Annotated in this window: 12 protein-coding genes and 1 pseudogene; 3 read left to right on the plus strand and 10 right to left on the minus strand. The window is 61.2% G+C overall.

Features of this window, described 5'->3' with window-relative positions; all coding sequences use genetic code 11:
- From JWR14_RS30970 to JWR14_RS31010, 9 genes and pseudogenes are all read right to left on the minus strand, one after another.
- Window positions 1-1,406: pseudogene (locus tag JWR14_RS30970) on the minus strand (glucosidase); the annotation flags it as partial.
- Window positions 1,407-1,463: 57 nt separating this feature from the next.
- The gene (locus tag JWR14_RS30975) at window positions 1,464-2,000 is read right to left on the minus strand and encodes a cupin domain-containing protein (protein WP_299717034.1); all 537 of its coding nucleotides are present in this window, start codon (window positions 1,998-2,000) and stop codon (window positions 1,464-1,466) included.
- A 309-nt stretch (window positions 2,001-2,309) separates the two neighbouring features.
- Window positions 2,310-3,071, minus strand: coding sequence for a MipA/OmpV family protein (locus JWR14_RS30980; protein ID WP_299717036.1), 762 nt, complete (start codon window positions 3,069-3,071; stop codon window positions 2,310-2,312).
- A gap of 223 nt (window positions 3,072-3,294) precedes the next feature.
- A complete protein-coding gene (locus JWR14_RS30985; RefSeq protein ID WP_299717038.1) occupies window positions 3,295-3,888 on the minus strand; it encodes a DUF4136 domain-containing protein in 594 nt (197 codons plus the stop codon).
- Between the two features lie 19 nt (window positions 3,889-3,907).
- Entirely contained in the window at window positions 3,908-6,358 is a 2,451-nt protein-coding gene (locus tag JWR14_RS30990; protein ID WP_299717040.1) for a CHASE2 domain-containing protein, read from the minus strand.
- Between the two features lie 9 nt (window positions 6,359-6,367).
- Window positions 6,368-7,777 carry a FecR domain-containing protein gene (locus JWR14_RS30995; RefSeq protein ID WP_299717042.1) on the minus strand — a complete coding sequence of 470 codons (1,410 nt, stop codon included), beginning with the start codon at window positions 7,775-7,777 and terminating at the stop codon, window positions 6,368-6,370.
- Between the two features lie 32 nt (window positions 7,778-7,809).
- Window positions 7,810-8,508, minus strand: coding sequence for a response regulator transcription factor (locus tag JWR14_RS31000; RefSeq protein ID WP_299717044.1), 699 nt, complete (start codon window positions 8,506-8,508; stop codon window positions 7,810-7,812).
- A 109-nt stretch (window positions 8,509-8,617) separates the two neighbouring features.
- Complete coding sequence (locus tag JWR14_RS31005) at window positions 8,618-8,956, minus strand: hypothetical protein (RefSeq protein WP_299717089.1); 339 nt, start codon at window positions 8,954-8,956, stop codon at window positions 8,618-8,620.
- 96 nt (window positions 8,957-9,052) lie between these two features.
- On the minus strand, window positions 9,053-9,283 hold the full coding sequence (locus tag JWR14_RS31010) for a hypothetical protein (protein WP_299717046.1): 231 nt from the start codon (window positions 9,281-9,283) through the stop codon (window positions 9,053-9,055).
- A 442-nt stretch (window positions 9,284-9,725) separates the two neighbouring features.
- Here JWR14_RS31010 and JWR14_RS31015 point away from each other — a divergent pair, with 442 nt between their 5' ends.
- Together JWR14_RS31015 and JWR14_RS31020 are read left to right on the plus strand one after the other, a co-directional pair.
- Window positions 9,726-10,517, plus strand: a complete 792-nt coding sequence (locus JWR14_RS31015; protein WP_299717048.1) for a substrate-binding domain-containing protein — start codon at window positions 9,726-9,728, stop codon at window positions 10,515-10,517.
- Between the two features lie 50 nt (window positions 10,518-10,567).
- The gene (locus JWR14_RS31020) at window positions 10,568-11,173 is read left to right on the plus strand and encodes a pyridoxamine 5'-phosphate oxidase family protein (RefSeq protein WP_299717050.1); all 606 of its coding nucleotides are present in this window, start codon (window positions 10,568-10,570) and stop codon (window positions 11,171-11,173) included.
- Window positions 11,174-11,179: 6 nt separating this feature from the next.
- Here JWR14_RS31020 and JWR14_RS31025 read toward each other — a convergent pair whose 3' ends face one another.
- Window positions 11,180-12,268: a zinc-binding dehydrogenase gene (locus JWR14_RS31025; protein WP_299717052.1), complete on the minus strand. Its 1,089-nt coding sequence runs from the start codon at window positions 12,266-12,268 to the stop codon at window positions 11,180-11,182.
- Window positions 12,269-12,358: 90 nt separating this feature from the next.
- Between JWR14_RS31025 and JWR14_RS31030 the strand changes: the two genes are divergently transcribed.
- Window positions 12,359-13,270 (plus strand): LysR family transcriptional regulator, encoded by a 912-nt coding sequence (locus JWR14_RS31030; protein ID WP_299717054.1) that lies wholly within the window; start codon window positions 12,359-12,361, stop codon window positions 13,268-13,270.
- The last annotated feature ends 88 nt before the right edge of the window (window positions 13,271-13,358 follow it).

Raw genomic sequence — 13,358 nt, forward strand, 5'->3', positions numbered from 1 at the left:
ACGAGCAGCAGCAATTGCTTCTTCGCGAAGTCGGGATCGATCATGGCGAACGCGGCCGCATGAAATGCGAGATCCCACGACGCGTACCATGGGTACTCCCACTTGTCTGGCATGGACACGATGTCGCCATTGCACATGTGCCGCCAGTCCGCGTTGCGGCCGCGCCTGCGTGCTCTCGGTGGCTTCGGCTGGCCGGGGTCGCCGTCGTGCCAGCGCGTCACGTCGAACTGGTAGTACTGCTTCGACCAAAGCATGCCGGCGAGCGCCTGACGCTGCACGAGCCGCGCATCGGCGTCGGCGATGTCGTGCTGAAGCGCCGCATAGAATTCATCGGCCTCCGCTTGCCGGCGTGCGAAGAGCGCTTCCATGTCGAGCGGCGCTGCATCCGGAGCCGCATCTGCAGTCGCGGCCGATTCTGGACGCCAGCGCAGATACAGCACCGAGCGCTCATGAGGCGCGAACTGCAGGACCACATGCGCAGCGGCGCGGGTGCCTATGTCGCGCCGGATCGCCTGCTCGTCGCCGTCGATGAGGTAGTCGTTGAAGCCGTCCTTGAACGGCCCCGGCCCCGCTCCTTCGAAACCGAAAATGCGGCGCTCATTCGTTTCGTTTTCGCAGAAGAGCCACTCGATCGGCCGTTGCGCCAAAGCCGTCACGATCATCGTTCCGAGCGCGGGATTGTGCGCGACGACGCGCGCGCCCTCCTCAGCATTCGGCTCCAGTTTGAGCGACGGTTTGCCGGGTTTGCCCGACCACGCCCATCTGTTGCGCGCCCAGAATTGCGGCAAGACATGCAGCGCAGCACGCTGATCCGCGCGGTTTTCGACGCTAACGCGCATCACGATATCGTCGGGTGTGTGCTTCGCATACTCGACGCAGACGTCGAAGTAGCGGTTATCGTCGAACACGCCCGTATCGAGGATTTCATATTCGGGCTGCTCGGCGCCGCGCCGCAGATTTTCGTCGATCAGATCCTGGTACGGGTACGCGTCGTGAGGATACTTGTACAGCATCTTCATGTACGAATGCGTGGGCGTACCGTCGAGATAGAAGTAAAGCTCCTTTACGTCCTCGCCGTGATTGCCTTGCTCATTCGTCAACCCGAAGAGCCGTTCCTTGATGATCGGATCGTGCCCGTTCCAGAGCGCGAGCGATACGCACCAGTCGAGCGGGTCGTTGCCGAATCCGGCAATGCCGTCCTCACCCCAGCGGTACATGCGGCTGCGCGCATGATCGTGTGGAAAATAGTCCCATGCGGTGCCGTATTCGCTGTAGTCCTCACGAACAGTGCCCCATTGCCGCTCGCTCAAATAAGGCCCCCAGCGGCGCCATTTGTCGAGTTCCGAACCATGGAGCCGGGCCCCTTCCTTCGACTGGAGCAGATTGATTGCGCGTAGCGGTGGCATGAAACCTCCCGACCCGATATCGACCATCCAACGCGTTAGGTGCGTGAATGTCGTTCCTTAAGGATTCGGCGGCGTAACCGACAGGATGATCTCGGTTTGCTTGTCCGATTCATTCCGATATCGATGGGCCAGGCGTCCATCGAAGGAAACGCTTTCACCACCGACAACGGTGTAGTCGACACCAGCAATCTCCGCGATGAGTTCGCCCGCGACGACATAGACACACTCCGTTGAAGCGTGACCGCGTGGCTCCTCGGCTGATGTCTGGCCAGGATCGAGGACTGCGCGCAGCACTTCTAGCTGCCCGTTACCCGCGGTGAGTCGTTCGTACGTTACTTGCCCCAAGGGGGCGATTAGTCTTGCGCGGTTGCCGGGCCGGCTGATCCACACGGACGGCGCCGCTGTTGCGGTAAAAAGGGACGCGACGGATTCGCCAAATACACCGGCTAGTCTTCGCATGGTTTCCAGACTGGGATCAGTAACGGATCGCTCAACCTGACTCAACAACGTTGCGGATACGCCCGCCTGACTTGCCAGGTCCCGCAACGACAGGCCGTGTGCGGTCCGCAATTCCTTCAGTCTCTCGCCGATCACGATGGTGCCACCCGCTTGTAAAGTCTCAATTGACAAAAATAAGTATATGGAGCGTACCGCAGGTGGTCAAGCCGGCGGCAAATCACCTTGCAAAGCTGGGCTGATACCTCGGCAAGCCAGACTACAGGGGAGTGCACGGCGCTAAGTATTTTACGGAACGGCGATGGAGCAGCGTTGGAAAGTGCGATCGAGCCGCATTGTATGTGCAGTATTTCTTCACAGCGGGCTTGCGGGAGCATTTCAAATCTCGCCCGGGAGCGCAGGTGGCTAAGCGTGACGCGAATTCCAAACAGAACAACATCAGCCAACTCACTTGAACCGATAATTCACCGCAGCGAGAAAATTCAATTCAGTTCTTTGCTCGGTGATCGGGCTATGGCCTGCGTTGTGCTCCAACCGTCCGGCCGTGAGCGACACCGACCCCACCCATTTCTTCGAAAATTCGTAGCTGACGTAGGTGTTGAGGTGAACGTCCCGGATGCCTGAGCTCGTGTCATAGACCGGTAAACCGGAAGCCGCACTTTGACTGGCGGACACGCCAAACAGCGTACGGTTATAGACTGCATTAGCCCACGTCACGCCGGGCCCAACCGACACCAACAGCTTCGAAGTCAGCGGCATATTTGCCACCAGATCGCCACTGACGAGCAGCCCCTGCCCCGTCCCCGCGATGTCCTGATATGCCGCCACCGAGCCCGTCAACAGCGACACCGAATAATCTGCAAACACCTTCAGCTTCGGCCCGTAATGCACATTACCCAGGCCGTGAAGACGCGGGTCGTCGGACTCATTACGCGATTGAAAATCGAAGCTGATTGCCGTGCCGAAGTGATAAGCCGGGCCTTTCAGGAGGTTGATGCCGAGTACGTCGAGACCTTGGGAGAAGATCCGGTCATCGTAGGAAATATCAAGCGATGGCAGCGGCAGCACCTGGAACGCACGAGAACCGGGGTATTTCGGCGACACCATCAACGCCGGTCCGACCGAGATTTTCCATAGACCAGCGGCGCTGGTACCAGCAGGGGCGGAATCAGGGGTAGCGCTCTGCTCGTCGGCGAATGCGTTGGTCAACCAAACGCAAGTAAACGAGACTACGGTGCAACGGCAAAAATCGGCAAACTTCACTGCGGGTTCCCTGGCGTGTCGAGTCCTTCGGACTCGTGTGGACTGAACGTCCTCAGCGGCTTCGCGTGGTCGCCTGCAATGTTCGCCGCTTCGTCGCCGCTTCGTTCAGGCGCAAGAATACGCCAATCGCCGCGCGCCAATTTCCCGCATGCCTATCTTCCGCTAGCCGCTAATCACAATGCGCGACCTCGCGCCGCTCGGCATTGTGCATGGGAAAGTTCGCGAACGCACAACTTATGAGGGCGTGCAGCGCCGTGCTACCGGGCGGGTCGCGATCCGTATGTGTCGCGCTCACCTGGTAACTCAGCGCCCCGCTCGTCCGCTCGACAAACTGGATGGTCAGCGCATGAATGTAGTGCTTGCGTCCAAACCATTCCTTCTGGGGAGCCACGTCGTCGCACGCGCTTTCCGGCGCGCCAGTGCATTCGGCGCGCACGCGCACGGCCTGCGGACGCGTTGCATAACCCAGCTTGACGAGGTAGTCCGCGCTGTTCGGAGGCGCGTGCCGCAGGCCCTTCGCGGCCAATGCTTCATCAAGCCAGTGAGCGGTAGTGGCGTCGTTCACAGCGTCGGTCACAACACCGTTCGCGGCGCCGCCCTGAGGCCCGACGCTCGACGGCTGCAACGCATAGGTCTTCGCGCCCTCAGTCGCGAAATCTCCGCCATTCGCACTGTAAGCACTGATCCTCACCGGCGGCTCGCTGGCGCAACCACTCAGGAGCGCGAGAAAGAAAATGGCGCTTGCCATCGATCGTATGTTCACTTCATTCCCCAAAAAACGTCTACTGCTTCTGCGCGGCGGGTTGCTCGCCGCTCGCTTCGCGCGGCTCGATTGTCTGCGAGCGCAAGGTGATGGTCACCGTCGTCCCCTGGTCCGGCGCGCTTCGAATAGCTATCTCCCCGGCGTGGCGGCTGACCACCGTCTTCACGAACGCCATCCCCAGCCCGGTTCCGTCGCTTGGCGGCTGGCCATCGAGATGAAAGCGCCGGAAGCGTTCGAACAAATGTGCCTGCTGCTCAAGCGCGATACCGTAGCCCGCGTCCCGCACCACGCACACGATCGCGCCCGGCATCTCCGTGACAAGACAGTCGACGCGTGTACCCGGCGGACTGTATTTCACCGCGTTGCTGAGCAGGTTGATGAGCGCGCGCGTCATCAGCGAGCGGTCCGCCAACACCCAGAAGACCTGACCTTCGCTGTCGCATCGCACCTCGATGTCCTTCGCGTTCGCGAGCGGCCAGATTTCGTCGCTGGCGTCAATCGCGAGTTCATGCAGGTTCAGCAATTCAAGGCTGTAATGCTGCGATTCTGCGCGGGCGAGCTGCACAAAATCATCGGCCAGAGCGAGTGTGCGGCGTGCGTAGCGTTCGACTCGCTCCATTAACTCCATCGCCGGTTTCGAGTCGATGTGCGGCCGCTCGGTGTCGAGCAACGCGAGTATCGACGCCTGCGGTGAGCGCATGTCGTGCGACAGCAGATGCAGCATGTCGTCGCGCTGGCGCTCGGACGCGTGCAGCGCGGTGATATCGACCCAGCTTGCAATCCAGCCAAGCGATTCGCCCGCGCTGGTCGCGCAGGGCGCATACCGCAGCATGTGGTCGCGGCCGTGGCGATCGCGCACTTCAATGCCGTGCATCATCACAGCAGTGTGCCGTTCCACGCGCGGGTCGAGCATCGCGGGCCATTGCATGCCGCTTGGCAGTGCCCCGTTGCTGTCTTCATCGACGAGACGCACAAAATGGAACTCGCCGAAGAGCTGCATGATCGACATGTCGTTGAAACGCACGGGACCAAAATGCAGCCGCGCGGGATCGTTGACCATCAGGATGCGGCCGTTGCGATCGCAGACCATGATCGGCTCGGGCAAGCTGTTCAAGCTGTCCCAGATGAACTGCCGCATATTGCGCTGGCGCTGCACGGCCTGGCGCGTAAGTGCGATCAACCGTTCGAGTACGTCACCCGCCGTGCCATGCGGCTTCGGCTCGGGGCCCGGCAGCAAATTCGGCTCGGCGGCAAGCAGACGCAATTCCTGTCCGAGATACGACATGGCCACTTCAAGACGCCGCCAGCTCCACAGCAAATAGATCAGCGCCAGGCCACCGAGCGCCGGCACCGGCGAGAGCCAGCGCGAGCGCAGATACACCAGGCAGGCGCTCGCAATCAGGCTGCCGACACCCAGTGCGATCGTGAGCATGAGTGACTGCAACGGCGACACCACCAGCAAGGCTGCGAGCAGGATGCCGACCGGCACGAGGCTCGCCCAGCCAGCAGTCCTGTCGCTGATCGGTTCAATGGCGCGGCCGGCGAACAATGCATCGAGGATGGTCGCGTAGATATCGACACCGGGCAGTTCGCCCACTTCGCCCGAGATCGGCGTGGCAAAACGGTCGCGCAGGCCGGCCGCCGTTGCGCCGACCAGCACGATCTTGCCCGCGAAAAATTCAGGCGGCACCGTGCCCTGCATCGCGGCCGCGAACGACACGCGCGGATAATCCAGCGACGTGCGCGAGAACGGAATCATCATCCGGTGCGCACGCTTCAGATCGCCCGCGCCCGCCGGTCCCGACGCGGCGAAGGCCACATCCGCAGCCGCTGTTTCGATGCCGGGCAGTGCTGCATCGCCCCCCCGCAACGCCTGATAGACCGGCACCGTGATGCTCGGCCACCAATCCTTGCCGCTACCTTCGAACAGGGAGACGCTGCGCACAATCCCGTCGTGATTCACTTCCAGGTCGATATGGCCCACGCCCGCCGCCGCTTCGCGCAACACCGGCACGGGTTCGACCACGGCGGGCTCGTTCTGGTTGACGGGCAGCCGGTCGACAAGCAGCGGCAGATAGGTCGGCACATGTTTCATTGCCTCGGCGAAAGCGGCGTCGCCGGGAGACGGTTCGGTGAACAGCACGTCGTACGCGACGCTCGCCGGCTTGGCCTTCGCCAGTTGTGTGAGCAACGCCGCGTGGGTCGCGCGCGACCACGGCCAGCGCCCGAGCTCCGCAATGCTCTCGTCGTCGATCGCGACAATCACAATGCCGCTCGACGGACGGGTTGACGCGTGCAACAACAACTGATCGTAGAACAGGAAACTGGCGCGTTCCGTCAGCGGGCTCGCCACGCCGAAGAGCGCCGCGGCCACGCCCACCACGCCGATCAGCGTCCATTCCAGGAAGAAGCGCTTGCCGATCGACGGCCCCGGCCAGCGCCGGTTGTGGAAGGGGAAGCGCCACGGCATGGGTTGCGCCTACCGCGTTTGAGTGAACGACCGGATTTCACTCGGGATCGACAGGAGCCGGCCGCTCTCGAAAGTATCGACAACAATTGTCCAGTAGTACTTTCCTGGCGCTAGATGCGCCACCGACATCTCGCCGCCCGACACGTCGAGCAGATCGATAAGCGGTGCACTCAGGTCCGCATGATCCGACAGGATGAACCGATACCGCGCACCCTTCGCCGCACCATCGACATGCCAGCGGAATAAGTAGCCATTCCCGTCGACGGGCGTGGCCGCCGCGTTGGTGGTGTCGAGACGGCGGCTGAACGTGAACACTTGCGGCAAGCCTCCGATGCCGTGCGTGTCGGTGGCCGAGACACGTGCGAAATAGTTGCCGTCAGGGATGTTGTCGAACGCCGCGTGCAGGCCGGTCGTGCGCTGGTCGCGAAGCAGGTCGAGGAAATCGGCATCGGTTGCGATCTCCGTGCGGTATGCCCCGGCGCCGTCGACCGGCGTCAGGTCGAACGTTACTTGCGGGGCGCTCTGCAACTTGCCCGGATCAACTATCTCCGGCGGGTCAAGCAAGCGCACCGACGCGCCAGCGGCGTCGCCCGTGCGCGTCAGGTTGCCGTAGCCAGCCAGCACGAGCGTCTGCGCGCCGCCCTGGACTGGCTGCGGGGCGAACGTACTATCGGGCGGCGTGTTGTCAGCTTTAGAGCCATCCACGCCGATCTTGCCCGCGAGCACCTCGACGGTCGTCGCATCCTGCGCCGCCATGTAATTCACCCGGAAACGCGTACCGCGCACGCCTGCCACCACCGACGGCGTGATGACCCGGAACGAATCGCGTTGGTTTTTGAACGGCGTGACGTCGGTCGTGACCTCGCCTTGCCTCAGGTCGAACTGGCGGTCGACCGCACCGGTCAGCAGCGTGGTCCTCAAGCGTCCGATCTGGATCCGGCTGCTCGACGGCAACACGACATGCGAGCCGTCGGGTAACAGCATGGAGACAAATGCGTCGCGGCCGGTGCTGATTTGATCGCCCTCCATCAGCAGCGTCCCCGCGCTCACCGGCAGCGGGGGCGCGCCCGCCGTGCCAAGCTTCTCGACACTGCCGCGCACCGCCACCACCCTGGCTATCAGTAACGTCTGCCTGAGCCGCGAGGTGGGGATGGAAAGACGGGCGTTGATCTGCAGGTGGCGAGGATTCGCCACGTGATTGATGTCCCGCAACAGCCGCCAGTCGGCGGGACTCTGCATATAGCGGTCCGCGAACGTGTAGAGCGAATCGTCCGCGCGCACCACATAGGACGTCATGTCCTGCTGCGGCAGGTGTTTGGCGTAGACCGGCTGGATCGTGCAGGCAATGGCGATGACGATGGCAGTGACACCGGCCACCGATATTGCAGCATCCAGCCCCGAGCGCGAACGTTGATGCACCACTAAATCCTGCTTGTTTTTATCGATCCCGTTCACGGCGATTCATTCCCCACTTTTTCCAACCGGTAACCGTAGCTGTAGATGGGTGTTATGCGGTAACCGTTTTGCGGCCGCAACACGAGCTTGGAGCGAATCTGCGAGACGTGGGTATCGATTGTGCGCGACGGGATATCCACGTCCTGCCGCCACACCGATTCGCGGATATGGGAGCGTGACAGCGGCCGCGACAGGTTGCGAAACAGCAGCAGCGCGAGCTCGAATTCCTTCTGCGTCAGCGCGGCCGGGACTTCGCTAACCAACGCGGTCTGGGTAGTCAGATCGAATCGATAGATGCCGTAGGTTTCCTCGGTCACTTCGTTCTGCTGCATGTAGATCCGCCGCAGCAACGCTTCCACCCGCGCGAGCAACACGGGCCGTGACACCGGCTTGAGGATGTAGTCGTCCGCGCCGGCGTTCAGCATCTGGACGATGTCACTTTCAACGCTGCGGCTCGTCAGGAAGAGCACCGGCAGGTTCGTGGTGAGATTTTGCCTCACCCATTTCAGCACGATGTCGCCCGACATTTCCGGCATGTTCCAGTCGAGCAGCAGCAGATCGTACGGCTGACGCCTCAGCTCATGGATCAGGCTCTTGCCCTCGGTAAAAACCTGGCAGACATGCCCGGCCGCAGTCAATGTCTGAGCCACGAAGGCCGTCTGGCTCAGGTCGTCGTCCAGCACGCAAATCCGCATTGCCTGATATCCCGTTAAATAGTCAAGACGGCCTTGTCATTTATTTTGCCTGAACGCCGAATGCCGGTGCAGATTATCCTGGTTTTTTATTATACTTTTTTATGCGAAATCAACGCATTTGAATCAGCATCCGGTCAAAGCTTTTCATGACATGATCCCACGCCGCATCCGAGTAATCCTCACGCGCCCTCGCGCACATGCACGCAAAAGCAATCAATCGCCGCGCCGTCTGTTCGCAATAAGTCAGCGGCATTGGAGCGGCGTCATCTTCCTGAATTCCTGCTTGAAATCCCCTGAATCGATTCTGAGTGCGGTCTACCGAACGGTTTAATTTTTCCAGTCGTGTGCGCAGAAGATCTGCCAGCCACGGTAACTCGACGGCGCACGAATCGGCATAAGCCTCGATTGCCGCACGGGCATGCGAATCCGACGCGAGATCAAGCGTCACATAACGCAAGCTGTCGGCGGACTGCTGCGGCCGGATTTTCGACTTCCACGCAAGCGGGCCACGGCTGGATTTATTCAACATTCGAGGCACCCTGGTCTAGTGACACGCCACGAGATCGCTTAGAAGCGATTGCACCGCGACATCCTGCGTATGGCTCAGGCCGGAATCCCGCAGCGTCAATAAACGATTGCGCCAATAGTTCGCGTGAAAAATCGCGCCATCGGCTCCCATCGCGAGACAACGAGACATGATCGCTTCAATATGGACTATCTCCGCGTCGATTATTACCGACGCACGATTTCCCTGGTATAGCATTTTGGTATTCACTTGATATCCCCGAAAACTGACGTCTTGTGCGCGGCGAACCCGCTTCTAACCCACTTCTCAGCGCTAAATAAACCCGTTCGCCTTCGTGGGCTCTCATCCCTTGGCGCGTGACGCCGGGCATGTTTTTTCCCACTGATATTATTTATCGAAGGACAAACCAAAAATGTCTTTCGATGACACACTCTAACGCCAATCACTGTGCCATCTGACGTAATTTTCAGTATTTAACAGTTCAACAGATAGCCGCGGCATACATGTCCAGCGGAGTGGAAAAGTAAAACGTTTGCTTTCACGGTAAGTTAATCGTCAGGCTAAGTCCGCAATCATTTGCGAGCCATTCTGCTCCAATAACCCGGGGTGTTCCCTAACGACCGTCATCGTCGATGCGTTTAAACTTCGTCGGCACAAACGTTATCGGCTCATCCACCTTTTGCGGTCATCCATGAAATCGTTCTTGCTGAAGCTTTCCGCATTCGCGTTCATCGGCGGCGCGGCCGCTGCGGCCACCGCAACCACTGTTCATGCCGCCGAATTGCATGTCATGAGCTCAGGCGGCTTCACGGCGGCCTACAAAATCCTCGGGCCAAAATTTGCGGCGACAAGCGGCAACACGCTCGACACCGCGCTCGGCCCGTCCATGGGCAAAGCCCCCGAAGCGATCCCGAACCGGCTGGCCCGGGGCGAACCAGCGGACGTAGTGATCATGGTCGGCTACGCGCTCGACGACCTCATCAAACAAGGCAAGGTGATTCCCGGTTCGCGGGTGGAACTCGCCGATTCGGCCATCGGCATGGTCGCACGCGCCGGTGCGCCGAAGCCGGATATCGGCACGGTGGCGGCGTTGAAGGAGACGCTGCTGCACGCAAAGTCGGTCGCCTATTCCGACAGCGCGAGCGGCGTGTACATCCAGAACGAGTTGTTCAAGCGTCTTGGCATAGAAGACCAGATCCGGCCGAAGGCAACGATGGTGCCTAAGATTCCGGTGGCGTCGGTCGTCGCCAACGGCGACTACGAACTCGGCTTCCAGCAAGTGAGTGAACTGCTGCCCGTGCCGGGCGCAACGTTCGTGGGCAAGATTCCCGCGTCCGTGCAATCAATCACGCGATTTGCGGCCGGCATTCCAGTGGGCGCGCAACATCCGGCCGAAGCGAAAGCACTGCTTGAGTATCTGGCCTCGCCGGAAGCGGCGCCGGTCGTCACGCAAACGGGACTCGACCCTGTCACGCCGCACTGAACCGAGGCTGCTAATGTAGAGGGTGAACCCGGTCATTGAAGGAGCGAAGCATGTTGACGAGCGTTGAGCAACTGGAAGGTGTCTACGGCAAGCCGAACGAGCGGTCGGTGCGCAAGGAGATTTCGTTCATCAGCGAAGACTATGCGGCATTTATCCTGGCGTCGCCGTTCGTGATGCTGGCGTCGGCCGGAGAGGACGGGCTCGACTGCTCGCCCAAAGGCGATGCAACAGGCTTCGTCCGGATCCTCGATGCCCATACGCTGGCCATTCCCGACCGCCCGGGCAATAACCGTATCGATACACTCAGGAATCTCGTGCACGACCCGCGCGTGGCCTTGCTGTTTCTCGTGCCGGGCGTGGGGGAAATGATGCGCGTGAACGGCCGTGCATCAATTGCTGACGACAGCGAGCTGCTCGCCTCGTTCAGCGTCAACGGCAAACCGCCGCGCACGGTGATCCTCATCCATGTGGAGTCCGTGTATTTCCATTGTTCGAAGGCGGTGGTGAGGTCGGATTTGTGGAACGGTGAGAAACACGTTGACCGCTCGCGCTTGCCCTCGGCCGGCGCCATGCTGCAGAACGTAAGCGACGCCAGCTTCGACGGCGACGCCTACGATCGCGCGTTGCCCGGACGTCTCAAGACCGACCTGTACTAAGTTCTGCTACGCCCACGCTCGCTGCGAGTCGCCGCATACCACCGTGCATTGCAGGCCCGACATGCGTCCGGCTTCATCAATAGCCGCTTCCAGCGCGGCGAATGGAAACGTCTTCAGCTCGACGGATTCCAGCGGCAACTGGCGCGACGCGGCCAGCGCAACCAGTGCGAGATAGTCAGCGGGCGTGTACATGAAGTGACCGATCAACTCCCAGTTGTTCTGCAGCATCTCGCGATAAGGAATCGGCAGGTCCACCAGCATGCTGCCCATCAGCACGAGGCGCCCGGCGCGGCGCAGGCTTCTTAGCGTAGCAAGGGTGGCGTTGGCATCGGATGCATTGCCGACCATATCGAAAGCCAGGTCTGCAGCGCCGCCCGCCGCTGTGCGAATGGCCGTCACGTCGTGCGCGGCATCGCCCGAGAGCACGACCGGCACCACGCGGCCTCGTCCGAGCTCCACCAGCGTTTGCAACGGCTGAGCGCGTCTGCCGAGCGCGACGACCCTGCTCGCGCCCATCGCCAGTGCGGCGAGTACCGCGGCCGAACCGAAACAGCCGGTCGCGCCGTTGACGACCACGGTTTCACCCGCCGCCAGCCGTCCGCGCCGCAAGCCGCCGAACGGCACCGCAAACTTGCCTAGTATTGCGAGGCGTTCGGCCGGGAGATCGTCGAGCCCATCGAGCGGAACGAGCGTCGATGCCGGGAATTCCGCCACTTCACGCAATGTGCCATGTGGAAATTCGGCGAGCATCGGCCCGCTGTCGGCGCCAAGGCCCGTCAGCGCGATCAGCACTTGCGCCGGTTCGCGTACGGTCTCGTTCGCCATCCAGTACGGGTTCACGGCAACGCGCTGACCGATACGAAACGACATCACGCCATCACCAACCGCTTCCACGCGGCCAACGCCATTTGTCCCCGGCGAAAACGGTCCCGGCGGATACGCATAGGGCAACTTGCCTTCAACTTGAGCACGCGTGTAGCTAAGCAGCGGCACCGCTTCCATCCGGACCGCCACCGCGTTGCGGCGTGGCGCGGGTTGTGCAACGTCGCGCAGCGCCAACGGCGTACCGGGTTGATCGAGCATCCAGGCTTTCATCTGTACTCCCCTCAGTGTCGATTGGACAGTTGAACTCTAGGTGCGGGGTACGTATTCTTGAAATCAATTAATGGAATGCGACCTATCAACATGATTGATCTTCGCGGTATCGACTTGAATCTGCTTGTGTCGCTTGATGCGTTGCTGGCCGAATCGAATGTCACGCGCGCGGCGCAGCGGCTGCATCTGACGCAACCCGCTGTCTCGACTCAGCTTGCGCGGTTGCGGCAGATTTTCGGCGATCCGCTGCTGATCCCAGCCGAGACCGGCCGGGGCATGACGCGCAGCACGCGGGCGCTCGAACTGATGGAGCCGCTGCACCTGGCATTGAAGAATCTCGAAGCGGTCGTACGGCATCAACCTTCCTTCGATCCGCATACCGACCGCCGCAGTTTTGTGATTGCCGCGAACGATAACGCCACCGCGGTGCTCGGCCAGCCGCTGATGGAGCAACTACCGACGTTGGCCGGGCCGGGCGTGCGGATCGCGTTTGTCGTCGCTGACCAGCCGTCGATGGCGACCCGCCTTGCGCGCGGTGAAGTCGATTTGCTGCTGGGCTCGGAGCGGATGGTGCCGGCGTCGATGAAAGCCCGCAAACTCTTCGATGAACATTTTGTCGTCATTCAGCGCAAGGGGCATCCGCGCGGGACGAGCCCGCTCGATCTCGACACGTATTGCGCGCTGGACCACGTGCTGGTGTCGACAAGCGGCGGCAGTTTTCATGGCTTCATGGACGAACATCTTGATGCGCTGGGACGCGAGCGCCGGGTCGTGTTGTCGGTGCAGCACTTTACGCTCGTGCCCGAATTGCTGGCACGCACGAACTACGTTTCGACACTGCCCGCCCGCTTGGCCGAGCGTTATAGGGAACGCCTCGATATCTTCGAACTACCGTTCGAGGCGCGTGGTTTTACGCTGTTCGCTGCATGGCCGCCTCGCAGTCAAGCCGATCCGGCGCACGTGTGGTTGCGTGACACGCTGGCTGGGCTCGCTGCAAGTTAAGGGGCAGGGTTGGGGACGTTGACCCACCGGGCAGATCAATGAAATGACTTATCATGTTGCCCCAACCGCGACATCCGACATGGCGAGC

The organism is Caballeronia sp. (genome assembly GCF_028292365.1).
In the GTDB taxonomy this organism is placed as follows: Bacteria; Pseudomonadota; Gammaproteobacteria; order Burkholderiales; family Burkholderiaceae; genus Caballeronia.